General features: G+C 61.6%; 14 protein-coding genes and 1 pseudogene. All 15 read right to left on the bottom strand.

The annotated features are described in order from the left end of the window. Positions 1-455 precede the first annotated feature (455 nt). The 15 genes and pseudogenes from ACFORG_RS04270 to ACFORG_RS04200 all read right to left on the bottom strand — a co-directional run bounded on the left by ACFORG_RS04270 (position 456) and on the right by ACFORG_RS04200 (position 16,799). Positions 456-662 (bottom strand): hypothetical protein, encoded by a 207-nt coding sequence (locus ACFORG_RS04270; protein WP_007120662.1) that lies wholly within the window; start codon positions 660-662, stop codon positions 456-458. Between the two features lie 359 nt (positions 663-1,021). Continuing rightward, complete coding sequence (locus ACFORG_RS04265) at positions 1,022-1,747, bottom strand: SH3 domain-containing protein (RefSeq protein WP_386734198.1); 726 nt, start codon at positions 1,745-1,747, stop codon at positions 1,022-1,024. A gap of 583 nt (positions 1,748-2,330) precedes the next feature. Then, entirely contained in the window at positions 2,331-3,260 is a 930-nt protein-coding gene (locus ACFORG_RS04260) for a DUF2493 domain-containing protein (RefSeq protein WP_386734144.1), read from the bottom strand. Positions 3,261-3,785: 525 nt separating this feature from the next. Continuing rightward, on the bottom strand, positions 3,786-4,700 hold the full coding sequence (locus ACFORG_RS04255) for a NotI family restriction endonuclease (protein ID WP_386734143.1): 915 nt from the start codon (positions 4,698-4,700) through the stop codon (positions 3,786-3,788). Positions 4,701-4,704: 4 nt separating this feature from the next. Further along, entirely contained in the window at positions 4,705-5,916 is a 1,212-nt protein-coding gene (locus ACFORG_RS04250; protein WP_386734142.1) for a DNA cytosine methyltransferase, read from the bottom strand. Between the two features lie 311 nt (positions 5,917-6,227). Beyond that, positions 6,228-6,956, bottom strand: coding sequence for a DUF736 family protein (locus tag ACFORG_RS04245; protein ID WP_386734141.1), 729 nt, complete (start codon positions 6,954-6,956; stop codon positions 6,228-6,230). Positions 6,957-7,080: 124 nt separating this feature from the next. Further along, positions 7,081-7,383 (bottom strand): annotated as a pseudogene (locus ACFORG_RS04240) (hypothetical protein). Positions 7,384-7,484: 101 nt separating this feature from the next. Continuing rightward, positions 7,485-7,946 carry a DUF6915 family protein gene (locus tag ACFORG_RS04235; protein ID WP_386734140.1) on the bottom strand — a complete coding sequence of 154 codons (462 nt, stop codon included), beginning with the start codon at positions 7,944-7,946 and terminating at the stop codon, positions 7,485-7,487. Between the two features lies 1 nt (position 7,947). Beyond that, on the bottom strand, positions 7,948-8,334 hold the full coding sequence (locus ACFORG_RS04230) for a DUF6878 family protein (protein WP_386734139.1): 387 nt from the start codon (positions 8,332-8,334) through the stop codon (positions 7,948-7,950). A gap of 121 nt (positions 8,335-8,455) precedes the next feature. Beyond that, complete coding sequence (locus tag ACFORG_RS04225; RefSeq protein ID WP_386734138.1) at positions 8,456-12,718, bottom strand: strawberry notch-like NTP hydrolase domain-containing protein; 4,263 nt, start codon at positions 12,716-12,718, stop codon at positions 8,456-8,458. A gap of 107 nt (positions 12,719-12,825) precedes the next feature. Then, a complete protein-coding gene (locus ACFORG_RS04220; RefSeq protein WP_081824934.1) occupies positions 12,826-13,101 on the bottom strand; it encodes a type II toxin-antitoxin system RelE/ParE family toxin in 276 nt (91 codons plus the stop codon). Next, complete coding sequence (locus ACFORG_RS04215; RefSeq protein WP_386734137.1) at positions 13,088-13,387, bottom strand: type II toxin-antitoxin system RelB/DinJ family antitoxin; 300 nt, start codon at positions 13,385-13,387, stop codon at positions 13,088-13,090. Before ACFORG_RS04215 ends, ACFORG_RS04220 begins: the two co-directional genes overlap by 14 nt. A 104-nt stretch (positions 13,388-13,491) precedes the next feature. Continuing rightward, entirely contained in the window at positions 13,492-14,148 is a 657-nt protein-coding gene (locus ACFORG_RS04210; RefSeq protein ID WP_386734136.1) for a DUF6927 domain-containing protein, read from the bottom strand. Next, positions 14,148-14,741, bottom strand: coding sequence for a regulator (locus ACFORG_RS04205; RefSeq protein WP_386734135.1), 594 nt, complete (start codon positions 14,739-14,741; stop codon positions 14,148-14,150). Before ACFORG_RS04205 ends, ACFORG_RS04210 begins: the two co-directional genes overlap by 1 nt. Before the next feature lie 75 nt (positions 14,742-14,816). Beyond that, a complete protein-coding gene (locus ACFORG_RS04200; protein WP_386734134.1) occupies positions 14,817-16,799 on the bottom strand; it encodes a ParB/RepB/Spo0J family partition protein in 1,983 nt (660 codons plus the stop codon). Positions 16,800-16,891: the final 92 nt, after the last annotated feature.

Below are 16,891 nucleotides of genomic sequence, written 5' to 3'. Positions count from 1 at the left end.
CTGGCTCTGGCAGCCTTGGTGTCCGCTACCCCCCGCGGCCCGCAGGGACGCGGCTCTGCAGCCCTCACCACCGGGCGACCAACCTGTCCAATGGGTCCCCTTCCCCAGCACCGCCCGAGGGTCTGGCCGAACACGCTTGTGTTCGGACGGAACCGCGGGCGGGCGCAAACCCCACCGACAGGGCGGACAGGCAGGGTCAAGGAGGGCCAGATTTGGCTCCGCCAAATCTCTGCCGCAAAAACCGGGAGGCCCTGGCCGATAGGTTTTTGCGGATGGCCCCCTTGAGGCTGACTGGCCGGTCTGTCGCGGCCTGACCCTTCCGGTCGGCGATCATCCTTTGATCGCGCAGCGACTGGCGGCTTCGTGAGGTCGCCTCCGGCGATCCGACCGCCGGACCCGGCATCGCTGGAACAGGGACCGGGCCGCCTGATGGCGGCCCATCCTCGCCAGAGGATTTAGTCCTGGGGATCCTTCGCGCTCGGCGGAAACATCACCAGCTCCGAGACCGCGACCGGGAAGTCGAGCTTGAGGCTGAAGAACTCCGAGCCGTCTCCGTTGCGGGTGTTGCGGAACATCGCACCCACGCGCTGAAATCGGGTGCGCTCCTGGCCATCGGTGTCGGTGAACTTGACGGGGACGGTGGCGACGTAGTGGTTGGTCATTTGGGTTACTCCTTGTTGCGATGGGGATCACCCGGCACGGGGGCAAGAGGCCCGGTCGCAAGCGCAAATGCGGAGGGTCCGCGGCTCCGCCGTGGAAGCCGTATTTGTGCTTGCCGGAGCGTCAGCGCAGGGCACGAACGGGCCGACACCGTGCGAGCCACATCAATGAGCAAAAAGGAGTGATCCGGATTTGTGCCACCACCTTGAAGCCGCCATCGAACCCGTCGATCGTGACCGCAGATGGCCTGGTTCGTTCTGATCCAATGCATCTGGATAGCGATCCGTCACGCTCGCGATGCGGCGGGTCAGCTTTCCGCCGCGCGCCAAGGTCCGTTGTCTGGATCGGTTGGGCGCGTCTGCTATCGGCACCAGGGTTGAGGGCGTGGGGGACAGCTGGTGCGTCCACATCGGTACGGCACGGCCAGACCTTCAGCAATGAGCGTACTGCCCACGTCCCGACCGTCAACGAACAACGAGCCGCAGAACCGCCCAAAGTTGCACTGATCCGTACCCTCTGTCCCGAGCCGGCAGGAACAGGCCACGCGCTCAAATTCAATTGATGTCGCACCCCGCACTAATTGACCTAGACGCGCAGTCGCGCTCTCCCCGACCTCGCGCTCTGCAGTGCAGGCGGGTCTCCATGTCTCAGGCGCATTAAATCCAACGAGACGCACGTTCGCTGTCAGGCCTCGAACATCGATCGTATCACCGTCAATGATCCGCACATCGCTGGCGCGAAGCGACCGATCCTGTGAGGCGGGTCGCTCTGTTGGCGGCGCGACCGGTGACAGGAAACTGGTCGCCATCCAGCCCGTACCAAAGTTGGATCGAATTTGTGTCCACTGCCCTTCTTCGCGCAGCTTTTCGACGCGGGCTCCCTCGCTCAAGACACCCATCACGGCATTCGAAGTAGACGGTCCAGCACGTTGATTGACACGCGTCCCTGTCACATAGACGTAAGCGGCGTTGGCGGTTTGCGATGAGGGAACCGCTGACGGACTGTAGGGTGTGGATCGGGAGTTCGATGATTCAAAGAATGATCCAACCAATGCGAAGAATCCGACAGCGATCACCAACGGCACCATGATTTGGCGTTGAGCCTTGCGCACGGCACGCCGAGGTGCATTGATCGCGCGGGTCACGGAGGCCGGACGGGGTCTTGCCTGACCGGTTCTAGTACTGCGCTTCGGTGCTGGTTGAGAAGTCCTGTCGTCGGCCGCTGCCCTTTTCTCGGCCGGATTCTCCCGTTCCAGTTTCAGGACTTTGTGCAGGCTCGCATACTGAGCTTTGCTCAGGCGCGTCTTCGTTCCATACCGCTGAAACCGTTCAGCCATATTTGTGAGGAAGGACACTTCCCAATCGTTTGCCTGACCGGACCGTAAACGCGCGTCAATGCGCGATTGAATCTCTTTGGTGCGTTCCGGAGAAAAAGGCATCTAGGAAAAACCTGGGCGGGTGTCGATCTGTGCAACAAATGTCTTCTGCCGCAGGGCCACATTAAGCTGTAATTGCATAGAGATACCATCCAGCCATTCCCAAAACCAGATTGGACGGACTACAAACACCTTTGCATTCGACTCCCTTTGCTGGAGTTCGCTGCGACACCGGCGGTGTTCGCGCACATTTGGGACAACGACGAAAGGACCGCCCGAAGGCGGCCCTCTCAGCTCACATCTCCGCAGTCTTCTTCGCCGGGTCCGCAACCCGCATGACCGTCAGACCTTTCGCTTCCGCCTTCTGCCCGAGGTTCAGCGCGACCCCGTTGCCACCGAAGAGCACAACCCCCGTCGCCGCGAACTTGTCGTCCAGCATTTCGTCGTTGCACTTGAACGGTGCCGCCCGCCCGTGCGCAGACCAGCGCGGATCGAAGCGCGCTTGTGCGACCCCGCGTGCCCGGGCCCATCGGGCCGCAATCATCTCCGCCCCGTGCTTGCCACCCTTGTGGCAGAGGAAAATCTCCTGATTGCGGTTCTGCTTGATCCGTTCGCGAACCTTGTCGAGCGTGTTGAAGATCACATCGACATCGGTCCAGTCGGTGGCGCCTGAGACGATCAGGGGCACCCCCTCGACTTTCGACTTCTCGGCAGTCTCGCGGTCGTGCTGCTCCAGCAACTGCCGCGCCTCGAAGACCGCCCCGGTCTTCTGCGCCCGGATGCTTGCGCGTGAGCCGGCTGCCGGGATGAAGGCGTGACCCGTCTCGATCTCGTAGCATTCCGCCGCTGCCTCGCTCATCACCTCGATGGCCCCGACGATCTCGCGCAGCTGCAGAAAGCGCGCCTGCGCCTCTTCGAGCGCGGTCTCGGCGATCTCCGATCCGTCGTGGGATTTTGCCAAAGCGCCGATCTTGTCGGCGGTGCGGTCGACCTCCTTACCAAGCGCCACCTTACGGCGCTGCAGGATCGTCGCCAACCCGTGGGCCAGCGGTTCGATCTCTGCTTCGAGCCCGGTCCCGCGCAACTGACCAAGCAGAGCCTCGAAGCTCTCGCGGATGACGCGGTCGGTCAGGATGTGATCTTCCGGGATCGGCAGCTGTGCATCCTTCTCGGTCAGCCCGAAAAGCTCAATGGTCTCGTAGGTGTTCGCATTGTCGTAAGCCATATTCATTCTCCAGATATTGGGTTCGACCGCCACGTGAGTGTGGGGGCATGGCCGAATGTCTGGTTTCCGAATCCGCCCGGGTCAGGGACGGCGCAGCCGCCGGCTTGCCGGGCGCAAAAGTTTTCCGCGCGCAGCACCCGACACATGCGCGCGCTCACGCACGGGACCGCCCAACGCCATAGACCCCGCCCTCGCCGAAAAGTTTTGCGATCCTTGACGCGGGCTGATTTGGGGGCCATCCGGAGGATATGCTTCCACGCTCATGTGTGTGTGTTTTGACGGTAGGTTTGCCCGACCCGAGCAGGCAAACGGCCCGACCGGACGCGGGAGACGGATGAAGCGGCGGGATCGTTTTGCCCCGCAAAACAGACCAGAGCGCAATCCGGCGGAGCGGCCGGGGAGGGACGTGCTCGCGAGGCGGGCAAACCGGGATGCCGGGTGCAACGCCGCGGTGAGGCCGCATGGCCGAATGCGCGACGGACCGAAGGGCCGTTCATGATCCGCAAACGTCCAAGCGGAGGTCCGCTATTCAGATTCGATACCTAGCGCACGTCGGATTGCATCCCGATAAACGTTCTCAATTGGCAAGGTCACATTGTTGAATGCTTCCTGCACTTTATAGACGGTAGTCGAGTGGTTGAGCGTGTTCTTCAGAGGAACCAACGTCTCGTCAGAAGGCTCAGACGAAAAATCGTAGTCATAAACAGCAAAGGTGATTGACGCGGGTTGCAAGGCATATCGAACCAACCCTTCCTGTCCGCCCAAGCGCTCCATGATGCGCCTAAAGACGGGTTCAGGGCAAACAAAGAACAATCCGCTCTTGCACAACTCTTCGCGTTGTAGAATCTGGCCTTTGTATATGAGTTGTGGAAGGATGCGCTTGGCGACATTCTCCCAATTTAACCCGGCAGTTGTTTTTTCAACCAAGCCGTCTTGCTTCAGCGCATCGTAGCCTGGGCGATAGGTCCCCGTCGTATCAATCGTTTGCACCTCAACTGCCACGAACTCGACCAAATCTCCCTCGTCGCTGATTTTCGCAAGAACCCAGTCGACAAAGTAGCCGCCCTTTTTCGATTTTTGTGGCAGGCGAAGTTCGCCCCCCCATCCTTTACCAAAAACGGCGACGCAAGCTTCTCGGTTATCGATTGAGTAATCTACGGCATCCCGCCCCGCGACCAATTTCAAATTTGGTCCAAAGACTCGATCGGCTATGTCCGATAGTATTCGGTAGTCATCCGCGTAAAGCCGGATCGGGCAACAGATAACGGGTTCGCTGGTAATGGGCTTAATGGCGCAAACGCCCGACACAACTCCGTCATTGAAACTCTTCTGACAGGTTTCTCCACTGATCGGGCAAACTTCAGTATCAGCGGCAAGCTTCGCTATGTCGGACCTATCATCCGCACGATACCCAAAGAACTCAAATATTGTCGCCGCCATGCTTCTAAGAGACCTTCTTGGCGTGCTTGCGCAGGTCCTCCAAGACGCCTCTAATCGATCGCCCTATTGCTGCGGCCAATAGCGATGGGACAGCATTACCGACCTGTTCGTACTGTTCTACTCGAGAACCGACGAAACGGTAGCTATCTGGAAAAGTCTGAATTCGAGCCGCTTCTCTGACGGTAAAGCACCGATCCTGTTCGTAGTGAAAGTACGCTCCCCAATGTGGATCGCACTTCGTCAGAATTGTAGATGCAAGGCCATCTGGTGCAACTCGACCGTAACGCTTGGTGTGATCAGAACGACGCGCGCGACGCATGCCTCTCGGCAATAGATCTTCCGGGATGTCCGTCCAATTGCCGCCCGGAGGGATGAAGGACATTCGCTTGATATTTATCTCGCCCAGCCGGGGCGCCTCATGATTAAGTACACCGTCGCTGCCATTACGCATCGCCACCTGAAAATCGTTTTGAGGTCCGCTGCGATAGTTCTTGCGCTCTTTGCCGGTTTCTCCATTTGCGAGCGCAGGCAGGTCATCAATCGCATCACGAACGCTAACAAAAGAAGGGAGCTCCAAGTTCGTAGGAAGAGCGACGATGTTCTTACCCTCGAAATTAGAGGTGAAGTTTACCCGGAGAGGTGCGTTACGAACAGGTTCTGGGAAGGCTCGCAAGGGATCGGCTTGATCACCTCGAATCCCGATGATGACCGTCCGCCAACGCGTTTGCGGCACACCAAAATGAGGCGCATAGAGGATCTTTACATCGGCGCTGTATCCATGTTGACCCAAAGCCAAAAGGATTGCCTGCAAGGTGCCTCCTCCCTCGAAGGAAACAAGCCCAGGGACATTCTCGATCAAAACCGCTTTCGGCTCAAACTCATCAACAAAGCGCAAAAACTCTAGAAAGAGGCTGTTCCGATCATCGTCCGCTGAACGCTTCGGCGCATTGATAGAGAAACCCTGACAAGGCGGACCACCTGCTACAAGATCCAATTCACCCTTCTCGAGGCCCAAGCGACGACGAACATCGGAAGCGTCAACTAGTCGGATGTCTCGCGACTCAACGATGGCTTCCGGATGATTCAAGGCATAAGTTTCAGCGTGGCGCGCAACGATTTCATTGGCATACAATGACTTAAAGCCAGAAACCCGAAGTCCCTCAGACAGCCCACCGGCGCCCGAAAACAAATCGATTGATGTGTACTGCTCGCCCAAAAGACCGCTCCTCGTTTTTTTCGAAGCTCTAACACTTCCTTGGATATCATGAAAGAATCTAGAATGTCTTCACTGTTTGTTCTGGTTCTGATGGCATCGGCCTCGCTCAAACTGACGACCTTGGCGAAGTCTACGAGACTGCCGGAAATCGGCGGCAGGCAATCATCTGGAACCTCATTTCGAGCACCCACAGCTTCCTGGAGCACTGCTTGGTTCGTCGGTGCAGCCTTTGAGCACAACTAGACAAATGAAGGGGAACCGCGTTACCACGGTTCCCCTGCCAATTCAGCTTGTTCCGTCTCAGACGCTGATCACGCGACCAGCGACAGCCCCGCGCCTGCGTCCTGTAGCTGCTCACCGCTGTCGATGAACGGGATGATCGAGAAGGTCTGCCCGCCGCGCTGCTCTTCGTTCTGCACGGCGTTGACGCGCAGGTCACCATCGGGCGTGTTGATCAGCAGCGACAGGTAGTCATTGCCCGTGCGGCTGCTTTTCGCCATCCAGGCCGAGCCGACGCGGATCGGTGTGCCACGGGGCGAGCTGACTTCGATGCGGTAGTCGGGGTGGGTCTCCTCGGTCTTATAGCTGTTCTCGATCAGCATGAACTCCAGATCGAACATCATGTTGGCGATGTAGCCGGTGAAGGCGTTGTCGGCGTCCATGGCGGTGAGCTCGCCCGAGATCGAGCCGGATTTCATAAGGCCGTTGGAGACCAGCGGGATGATCTCGAATTCGCCGCTCTGGGCCGTGCGCGCCTCTTTCGTCTGCACCGCGTTGACCCGGAACGGGCCAAGGCCGACATCGATCTGAATCGAGATGTAGGGGTTGCCGCTGGTATTGCCTGTTTCGTTCCAGGCCGTGCCGATGCGCACCTTGCGGCCCGACTTGTTAATCGCCGTTACGTCATAATCCGGGCTGCGTTCGGACATCTTGGCCCGTGCCTCGAGCTGGATGGCGATGTCAAAGCGCGTCCCGTGGATCATGCCGGTGTACTGAGCGGCTGCGGTCTCGACATTGCGGGTGAGGGTTCCTGCGAACATGGGATGGTTCCTTTTCGGTTGGCCGGTGCCTGACGTTCTTGCCAGCGCATCCGGGATTGCTTTCTCGACCCCTCCTGGGATCACAAACCAGAAAGCTTGCTTTCCTTTCAGCCCCGCCCACGGGTCAGAGCTGCCGTCCGAGTGGGAATGCCCTCGCGCCTCCGGGTGCTGCGCCCCTCCCCTGCCCGTCTGGTCTTGATTGGCTGCCTGAATTTTCTGCGGCGTCCTCCGATCACGCGATGAAGAACTCCGCCTCTTTGCCGTTCAACCGGTGCCCGCTCCAGTCAGTCAGGCCGATGCAGCTTCCGTTCGGCACATAGGTGATCAGGTACTGACCGAGACGGTCCTTGTGGACAGCGTAGCCGGTATTGGCCCAGTGCACGGTCTGACCGGCATCAACGGCGGCCTTAATGTCTTCGAGTGTCATGCGAACCTCCTCAAGAAAAATGGTTGGGGAAACCACGCAAGAAGCCCGGCCGTCCAACCGGGCTTCCGCGCAGCATTCGTTTGGCAAACCGCAGAGAGCTGTCAGGCGCTCTGCGTGACTTGCGTCGCGCGCGCCGCCATCCAATCCTTCAGGCCAAGAACCGTCTTTCCGGTCGTGACCTCGGAGGCCCAGGCAGACCTAGGGTCGCCGCAGGGCGACCCGCTGACATGCTGCTCGATATGACCATTGGCCATCCATGGCTCAGGCTGTATCCGTCGCAGCCAGTCCGCCATACTCGGGATGCGGCCCTGGCAGTCTTCGCGGATATGCTGTTCGCCGATCCAGCGCACGGGAATGTCCCGACCAGCGCTATTGGTCAGGGTCAGGCCGAATACGCGTTCGGCCTCGAACAGGCCTTGGGCATGGTGACGCAAGGCCCGGTGCGTGAAAAGCGTGAGGTGCTCTTTCGAGGCATCGAACCAATCGTGGATCGCCTGATAGTCAGACGGCGCACCGCCGAATTTGCGGGCCGAGCTTTCGGCATGGTGAAGCGGATGGGCCATCTCAAAGCCCCTCGTCATAGCTGTGCGAGCATTCAATATAGCGGTCGGCGTGATCGAGGGTGATGCTGTCTGCTGCAATGTCCCAGGTCAGCGTGCCGTAACCGCTTTCGTTGTTCTCGAACCCCGGATGATGGTGATAGGCGAGTGACCAAGCGAAATCGCCCACGGCGGTGACAAGCGCTTCCGGCAGTTTGACCTCCGCAGGCTGCACATTCACGTCCTCGACATTGCCAGAGTCGCCATAGCCTTCGTATTCGGCGGTGACCTCGTTGATGCCAAGCGCGCGCAATTGCGCGATCAGTTCCGCTCGGGTTGCTTTCAGGGTGGTTTCGCGCTCGGCGCGCCACTGAGCCGCCAGCGCGGCATAGTCGATCTGGGGGTTGGTCATGGGTCTGTCCTTTTGTCTGATGTTGGGGGGCCGGGCGTGGCATTGGTCGGCGCGTGCCCGGAAAGCACGGACCTGCCAAACTCCGATCCGCGACGCCCGACCCAAAGCCCGCTTTGGCTTTTCAAGCGGCTTGTTCTGCCGTCTTGGTGGTGCCCTGCCCAACGATCCGGGCCAGAATGGTCCCCGTGTCGATCCCGTCCCCATGCGGCAGGAACACCCGCAACTGGAAGGCGATGATCTCCGTGAAGCAGCCGAGGGCCTTGAGGCCGTCGATCATGCCCCTGTCGGCGCCGCTAAGCTCGAGGCGCATCTCGCCTGCGACCCGGCGACGGGTCAGGCTCAGGCCCCGGCCCAGATCGACCGGCGCGGTGGTGCCGAGGGCGGCAGTCAGCATCTCCTGCGGCGTGTGCGGGTCGGAGACGAGGAAGCGGGCGCGCAGCGCAGCCGCCCCTTCCTCGCTCAACGTGCGCCCGATCATCGCCGCCGCCCCGGCCGGCGTAACCCGGTAAATGCGCTCATTCGTGGTCGGGATGTCCTTCCAGATCGGCAGCAAGAGACCGGTCAGCAGATAGAGCTTGGTCGTGGTGGTCTTGGGCAAGGAGGCCGCCTCGGCATCCCAAAGCCGCGCGAACTCAGACCTGCCGATCTCTTCCCAGGCAGACGCCTCAAATCGCGTCTCCTCGAGATAGCTCGACCCGTTTGGCCGCACCGCCTTGCGCATCAGCGTGACGACGTCCTCGTCATACATCTGCATCGGCCGCGCCGAAATGAGCGCCGCGCGTCCAGAGGCGCGATTGACCATCGGCAGCTTGTCGGAATTGCGCGAGAGGGCCTCTTCGGCCCCAAGCACGTGAACCGGATCCGTCACCTCGAGCCCGATGATCCGCGTCACGGCGCCGGATTTTGGGCAGGTCCAGAGATCCTCCGTAGAGACCTGTTTGATTCTTTCGCCACGCAGGGTTTCCACGCCGAGATCGAGCGTGCCCGCCGCGCGCGCCCGTTCGGTCTGATCAGCGATCCGGCGCATGAACTCCGCAAAGAGCGCGTTCTGCATGTGGATGGGAAGGGCAAGCACCCGGTTGAGAAACCGCTGGATCGGGGGAAGCTCCTCGAGCAGCACGCCGTCCTTGTCGATCAGCCGCAGGGCCGTCCAGTCGGTGAAGCTCTCATAGCTCATCGCCTCGGCGCGCCCGGCGGCAATATCGGCGAAATATCCACGCAAAGCTGACCGCGCGATCGGGCTTTCCAAATTATCCTCCTCGCGGAACATGCCCTGCGAGCCGGTCTCGCGCTGGCCCTTGGTGAGCGCCCCCAGCTGGTCGAGGCGTTTGGCGATCGTCGAGGTGAAGCGCTTCTCGCCATGCACATCCGAGGTGCAGACCCGGAAGAACGGCGCGCTGACCTGAGCCGAGCGATGCGTGCGACCAAGCCCCTGGATGGCCGCATCGGCGCGCCAGCCGGGCTCCAGCAGGTAGTGCCGCCGCCGTTTCTGGTTCTTCGCCGTCTGCGCCGCGTGATAGGATCTGCCCGTGCCGCCCGCGTCAGAAAAGATCAGGATATCCTTCTCGCCGTCCATGAAGGCTTGGGTCTCGGGGGAATTGCTGCTTGCGCTACGCTTCTCGATGAAGAGATGACAGTCCTCGGCCTTGAGGGGCCGGATAGATCGCCCAGTGACCTCGGCGACAGCCTCGTCGCCAAAAGTCCAGAGGATCTGGTCCAGCGCCGAGGGGATCGGCGCCAGCGTCATCAACTCCATCATGGCCGCGTCGCGCAAAGCAAGGGCCTCACGCGAGACAACCAGCGCACCGGTCTCATCGCGCAAGGGTTCCGCCACCACATTGCCGTCGATCTCAACGAGCTTTTGCGCATGGATCGGGAAGGCCTGTTCGAGATAGCCCAGAACATAGTCGCGCGGCGTCAAGGCACCCTCGACGAGCTCGTCTCCCGCGTCCATCGTCTCAAGCCGACGTTTCAGCAGGCTCTCGCCTGTCGAGACGACCTGGATGACGCAAGCCTTGCCCGCCGCCAGATCGTCCTCGATGGCGCCGATGATGGTCGGCGCCTTCATGCCCATCAGGAGATGGTTGAAGAAGCGCTGTTTCGTGCTTTCGAAACGGGACTTGGCCGACGCCCGTGCGGCCGAGGCATTGGTCTCGCCCGAGGCGTCGTTGACGCCAGTCGCCGTCAGTGCCGCCTCGAGATTGTGGTGGATCGTCCGAAACGCGCCCGCATATGCGTCGTAGATCTCGATCTGGGCCGGGGTGAGCGCGTGTTCGAGCACGTCATACTCCACACCATCGAAGCTGAGGGCGCGTGCCGTGTAGAGGCCGAGCGTCTTGAGATCGCGCGCGACCACCTCCATGGCGGCGACACCGCCGGCTTCCATCGCCGAGACGAAACTCTCCCGACTTGGGAAGGGGTATTCGGGGCCTTGCCCCCAGAGACCGAGACGCGCCGCATAGGCAAGGTTGTGGACGCTCGTGGCACCCGTGGCCGAGATGTAGAAAACGCGTGCACGTGGCGCTGCCAGTTGCAACCGCAGGCCCGCAAGGCCCTGCTGCGAGGGTTTGACCCCCCTGCCCTGCTCGGACCCCGCCGCATTCTGCATGGCATGGGCTTCATCAAAGGCCAGCACGCCTTCAAAGTCTTCACCCATCCAGTCGAGGATCTGGCTAAGTCGCGTGGTGCCGCATTTGCCCGCGGACCGCAGCGTGGCGTAGGTGACGAAGAGGATACCGTCACCCATAGGGACGGGCTGATCCGGTTTCCATTTGGAGAGCGGCTGGATGTCGGCTGGCGAGCCGCCAAGATCGGTCCAGTCGCGGATCGCGTCCTCGATAAGCGTGGCGGATTTGGAGACCCAGATCGCCTTCCTGCGCCCGGCCAGCCAGTTCACAAGGATGAGACCTGCGCACTCCCGCCCTTTGCCGCAACCGGTGCCGTCGCCGAGGAAATAGCCAAGGCGATAGGCACGAGCATCCGGGTCATCATCGGCGCGCGTCAGCTTGGTCTGGTCGTCATCGATGGTAAACCGACCGGGCAGATCACGCCCATGGGCATCATGCGCCATGATGATCGTCTCAAGCTGCGCCTCGGAGAGATGTCCCTCCTCGATCAGCCTGGCGGGCAGGCGCAATTCCGCATTGACCGTGTTTGTGGGCACCGGCGGCGCGACCGAGGCCATGGCGATGCTTTCGACCAGCGGCGTGGGATGTTCCTGCGCGCCCGCGATCTCGATCCGCTGCGGACGGTAGCGCGCATAGATGTCCGAGACGGGCGTGTTGTCGCGCGGGACATCGAAGCTTGTGAAGCTGAGCGGGATGGCAGCATTGGCGCGTGGTTTGGAGGCGGCGACTGTGGCAACTGAGCGCTTGCGCGTGACAGGTACTGGACCGACCGATCGCGCATGAGGGTTTGTCGCCGCCCGTTGGGCGGGGCGCGCTTCGGGCCGGGTCGCTGCCACGGCGTCGACAAAAGGCAAGGCTTCCTCCAGATCATGAACCGTGGCGCGGATCATCTCGCCATCCTCCTGCACCTTGTCGAAGACCATGAGCTGGGTTTCGACAGAGGTCCCGAGCTTGCGATAGACCCGACCCGGCATCGTGATGGCCAATCGCGGTGTCAGGTGACCGCAGGCGCGGGACCAATGCGCGGCATCGCGTTCGGGCGTGAATCCCGGCGACATGATCGCCACCAGCCGCCCGCCGGGTGCCAGGCGCTTGGCAGCCGCGATGAGATGTTTGGCAGCGATGTACTTGTCCCGGGAGCGATCGACAGAGGAGGCAAAGGGCGGATTCATCACCACGACTTCGGGTAAAACCGGTGTCTGCAGCAGATCGTCGATATGCTCACCGTCATGGCCCGTCACCTCGCCGTCGAACACCGCGCGCAAAAGGCGCTGGCGAAAGGGGTCGATCTCGTTGAGCAAAAGCGTGGCACCGGCCCGGGCGGCGAAAGCGGCCAGGGCTCCGGTGCCCGCGGATGGTTCGAGCACGGCCTCGCCTTTGCGGACCGCAGCCGCCCGCACGGCCAAGGCGGCAAATGGCAACGGCGTGGAAAACTGCTGCAGCCGGATCTGCTGCTCGGAGCGACGGGTTTCCGTCAGCAGCCGAGAGGCTAGGAGCTTTGCGGTAGCGATATCACCCGCTGCGTTGTCCCCACGCAGCAGCACCTGGATGGCCGCGGCCTGCATCAGGTCATATGCCATGCGCCAGTCCCAGGCGCCCCCGGCATCGCTACCATGAAGCGTCTCTCGCATGATGCGCGCGAGCGCTGAGCTGCGCAGGGGCTGGCGGTCGACCTCGGCGCCAATCTGTGCGAGGGCGGAGACGAGGTCACCGGCGGAGATTGAGCGAGCCGGGTTTGCCGGTTTGGGCTTGGTCATGCGGATTTTCCTTTGGATCAGGGTCTGAGTTCCAAAGGACAAAAAGCCCGCTCTACACTTTGAAGGCGTAGAGCGGGCAATTTCTTAGCGGGGGGCCTGCACCCCGATCATGGCCACTGCTGCGCAGCATGAAGAACGCGCAAAATGGTCACCATCTCAGGGCTTTCAGCATAAACCACGATGTAGTTTGGCCGAACAACCATCTCCCTAGTCCCGTCCACACGGCCCGCGCGGTACATCTGAGGGTGTTCTGGAAGGAGGGACGTCTTGTGTTCAATCTCATCTTTGAGAACTTGAGCGGCATCCGGGTTGTCGTCAGAAATGTAGTCAATGATTGCCAGCAAGTCGGCTATGGCCGTGGCTTTCCATTCAAGATTTGGCAAGGCGCTTCCCGTCAATCAATGCCTGGGCGTCTTGCATCGCCTTGGCATGGGGCGTTGTGGGCCTTGGATCGTCCAGCGCTTCCTGTACCTTCGCCCTGAACCAGGCGTCATAGGCACCCGGATCAGCGGTCAATCCGGCAGGCAATCCGCCTTCTGCGGCCACGCGGGTCAGAAGAATACGCACCGCGTCGGAGAGCGTCAGACCGACGCCCGCAAGTGCGTCCGAAGCCTGTGCTTTCAGCTGATCGTCAACACGGACATGAAGCATGGATGTTTGGGCAGGCATGGATGGTCCTCCAATTGATTGGGGTGATGTATCTCATTTGAGATACGATTTCAAGTCGGCAGTATGTGTGCGCGTGGTCCCGTGGTGTTGTCTCAGCGGGAAACTCAGCCACCCTGCCCCGCCAGGAACTCCGCCAGTACAGGACTGGCCTCGCCCTTTGCGGAGCTGAGCAGCTCCGAGCCGGAAAGCGTCGCTTTCGACAGGCGTACGAGCCCGCCGGTTTCCTCGATGCGGTAGCAGCGGCGTTTTTGCCGCCCGCGTCTGTAGTGCGTCGCGGTGACGATCTGGCAGGTGCTGCCATCGGTGAGCGTCACCGGTTTTGCGAGCTTGATCTTGTCGCCTTCATCGTAGTTCGGGATCAAAGCCCATTCCCGGCAGCGCTGGCGCCAGTCCCGGGCGTAGCTGTCCGGGTCTTTCAGGTCGGAGAGAAGTTCGATCAGCGCAAGGGGCGCGCGCGACGCGTTCGGGCCAGCGCTTTCCTCCATATCCTTGTAACCCCAACACCCATCGTCGTAGGCGGTGAGGAAGACGGCGGCGAAAGTGATCGAGCCGTCAGGATCGGTGACATAGGTCGCGTCCTCGACGGGGGTGCCGTCGCGATTGGTAACCCTAGCCGCTGCATACCAGGTGGAGCCAACCTTGCAGGCCTTGACCAGTTCAGTTTTGCGCGTGTCGCCCTCAAAGGTGCAGAGCCGGGCAATTTCCGCTTTCTCATCCACGTAGGTTTTAACGCGGCCGTCGGTGTAGAAAAGCCATCCCATTACGCCGCCCTCCGGTCATCGATTTCCATCAGCGCATCGAGCGGCACGCGATAGGGTTGCATGGCGTCGAAATCCTCGCAATTGCCGCAGTTCTGCACGATCGCGAAGGTGTCGCAGGCATCCTTGAGGATGACCCGGAACGTGCCGCCAAGACCCGAGGGCACTTCGTAGGTTCCGCCGATGAGATAGTCCGAGGCCCGGCGCACGAAGACGCGGATGCTGTGGCCATCGGTGGCGAGCCGGATGGCCCCCTGCCCCCGGTCGATGAACACCTGCACATCGTCGAGAATGTCGGTGTAGAACTGGCCGGTCAGATCGCGAAACGCCATGCGGCGCTGCGCCATCCAGTCGGTGTCGCGGAACGGGTTCATGCCTTGGGCGAAGGCTAAGGACGGATCGGCCTGTTCGGTCGCGACGATGCGGGTGGTTGTGCCGTCGATGCCGTTCGAGCGCAGATGCACGCCATTGCCGACGATCAGGATCAGGGCGGGCCTGTCTACCGGGCCTTTCCAGTTGGGCAGGAAGGTTTTGCAGGCGCGCGCATGAGCGATCTGCGCCGCAACTGCGGAGGCAGAGAACTTGAGAATAGCCATGGGGATGTCTTTCCGTTGGGTGTGGGGGGGGTCGACCCGCGCGGGCGGCATGGCTCGCGCGGATCGCGTGAGGACTCAGGCTGCTTTAGCGACCTCGCTGTCAGGCTCCGGGGTTTCTGCAGCGGGCTCCGCCTCATCACAGGCGACACCGGCGGTCTGCATCATCGGCGGGCACCAGGCCGCCACGGCAGCGCGTTGTGCATCCGTGAGCGTGGCGAAAGGCTCGGCGAAGAGCTTGTCGCAGAAGGCGACGATCTCCTTCTTGCTCGACGAGGCAAGCGTCACTGCCTCTTGGGCCAGACCCAGTTCCTCACCGAGGATTTTGAGGAGCCATGCCTTTTTGAAGCGGTTGAAGAGCGCCGCGTTCGGCGTCCAATGGGCGCGGATGTCGGGCATGATCTCGATCTCGAAGTCATGCATCAGGCTGTCACGCTGCCGGTCCCGCGCGAAACAGGACTGCGTGGTGCTGGCGGTCGCATAGGCGACGAGCTTGGCCTTCTCGCCCGCCTCGAGCGCGCGAAACGCCGCGAACTGATCGGCGGGCGCGCGGGCGTCATCGAGCCACGAGAGGTCAAGGGCATCATGCGCCGCCGCCACCTGCTCGAGCGAGGTCTCGTCGATCTCGTCCATCTTGGCATGGCTGCGGTATTCCTTGCGGGCATCGATCTTGATTGCCTGCGTCACGCTCATCCCGGTGCCCAGGACGTCGCTGACCAGCTTGAAGAGCGTCAGATCGAGCGTGGCCTCCGGATGCAGCGCCATCGCGGCCCCAAGCGCCATGGCTCGCTCGGTCTTGAGGTCCTCAGCCAGTGAGGCTGGGTAGGTGATTTCGCCGGCGTCCGGGGCCTCCTCCGCGGTCGGGCTTGCCGACGAGCCGCGCGCGCCTTCCACTTTCACGGTGTCCTCCGGGCGGACGAGGCCCACATGGAGCGTGAACTGCCCGTTCGACCAAGACGCAATCACGCCTGCACGGGCGAGATCCTCGGCGCTGTAGTCCTCCTGCAGATCGCGGGCTTCCTCTTCCAGAGCGTCCACCCGGTCGTAGAGCGCATTGTAAGCGCCGTCTTCGAGCCCCTCATCCTCCATCTCGAGATGGAGTTGCTCGAGCTCGGCGGTGATCTCGTCGATGCGCTTCTGGGATGCCTCATCCGGTTCGATCGGGCCGGGATATACCCGGCCGTACTCAGCCATGGTCGCGTAATCATAGCGGACCATCGCATCAGCCCAGGCAAATCCCAGTTTCACGCGTGTCTCCTCGGCAGCGGCCCCGAGCTTCTCGAGCAGGATGGTCTCGACCAGCGCGGCATCCTCGAGCACGGAATGCTCTTCCAGAAGATCAGCCGCGATGGCCCCGCCGCGGGCCTCATAGTCCTCGCGCACGAAAGCCCCGATATCGTCGCTGACCTGCACCCCGCGGGATTTGAGAGCCTGACGGACGGTGTAGGCCTGGAGGTAGCTGTCTTCCTGGGTGAGTGCCTCATAGACCTCTTTCTGCACCTCCTGGCTGGGATGCTCGGCAAAGGCCTTCATCGTATCGAGCGTGATCGTCTTGGCCCGGGCCGCCGCGCGGACATCGGGGTGGATCAGGCCGTAGCGCAACCGGCCTTTCACGGCGGCAACCGTCGTGCCGAAGGTCTTTGCGATGGTCTCGGGCGTCTGGCCGTCGACTTCCATCATCCGCGCGAAAGCCTCGAACTCGTCAATCGCGTTCATCGGCGCTTGCGTGATGTTCTCAGCGAGCGACAACGCTGTGGTCACATCGCAATCCTCGGGTACGATGCGGCAGTCGATCTTGGTCTTGGCGGTGAAGCCCTTCGCGGACTTGTTCGAGATCAGCTCCTTTAGCGCGGCGTGACGACGCCCGCCCGCCAGCACGGCGTATTTGCCGTCGATCTTCTGGACCAGGAGCGGCTGGAGCAGACCCAGCACAGCGATGCTGGCCTTCAGATGCGCGATGTTCTCGGGGTCGTAGGTTTCCGGGGAGTTGCTGCGGACGTTGGCGGGGTGTGCAGTCAGATCGCCGATGTCGACAGAGACGTGTTTGAAACTTGCGGTCATGGGATATCCTTCTTGGTGGGTTAGATGCGGTCCGCGCACGAGCACGTGACCAATCCCCGGCTTCGGGGATCACAACGACAAAAGGCCCACTC

Source organism: Lutimaribacter marinistellae, from assembly GCF_042648365.1.
Taxonomy (GTDB): Bacteria; Pseudomonadota; Alphaproteobacteria; order Rhodobacterales; family Rhodobacteraceae; genus Lutimaribacter_A; species Lutimaribacter_A marinistellae.
The sequence above is the reverse complement of the archived record's forward strand: the minus strand, read 5'-3'. Positions and strand labels throughout refer to the sequence as shown.

Excerpts from the sequence above, each read along its gene's own strand:
- ACFORG_RS04270 (WP_007120662.1), bottom strand. The coding sequence starts at position 662 with ATGACCAACCACTACGTCGCCACCGTCCCCGTCAAGTTCACCGACACC.
- ACFORG_RS04265 (WP_386734198.1), bottom strand. The coding sequence starts at position 1,747 with ATGGTGCCGTTGGTGATCGCTGTCGGATTCTTCGCATTGGTTGGATCA.
- ACFORG_RS04260 (WP_386734144.1), bottom strand. The coding sequence starts at position 3,260 with ATGGCTTACGACAATGCGAACACCTACGAGACCATTGAGCTTTTCGGG.
- ACFORG_RS04255 (WP_386734143.1), bottom strand. The coding sequence starts at position 4,700 with ATGGCGGCGACAATATTTGAGTTCTTTGGGTATCGTGCGGATGATAGG.
- ACFORG_RS04245 (WP_386734141.1), bottom strand. The coding sequence starts at position 6,956 with ATGTTCGCAGGAACCCTCACCCGCAATGTCGAGACCGCAGCCGCTCAG.
- ACFORG_RS04235 (WP_386734140.1), bottom strand. The coding sequence starts at position 7,946 with ATGGCCCATCCGCTTCACCATGCCGAAAGCTCGGCCCGCAAATTCGGC.
- ACFORG_RS04230 (WP_386734139.1), bottom strand. The coding sequence starts at position 8,334 with ATGACCAACCCCCAGATCGACTATGCCGCGCTGGCGGCTCAGTGGCGC.
- ACFORG_RS04225 (WP_386734138.1), bottom strand. The coding sequence starts at position 12,718 with ATGACCAAGCCCAAACCGGCAAACCCGGCTCGCTCAATCTCCGCCGGT.
- ACFORG_RS04215 (WP_386734137.1), bottom strand. The coding sequence starts at position 13,387 with ATGCCTGCCCAAACATCCATGCTTCATGTCCGTGTTGACGATCAGCTG.
- ACFORG_RS04210 (WP_386734136.1), bottom strand. The coding sequence starts at position 14,148 with ATGGGATGGCTTTTCTACACCGACGGCCGCGTTAAAACCTACGTGGAT.
- ACFORG_RS04205 (WP_386734135.1), bottom strand. The coding sequence starts at position 14,741 with ATGGCTATTCTCAAGTTCTCTGCCTCCGCAGTTGCGGCGCAGATCGCT.
- ACFORG_RS04200 (WP_386734134.1), bottom strand. The coding sequence starts at position 16,799 with ATGACCGCAAGTTTCAAACACGTCTCTGTCGACATCGGCGATCTGACT.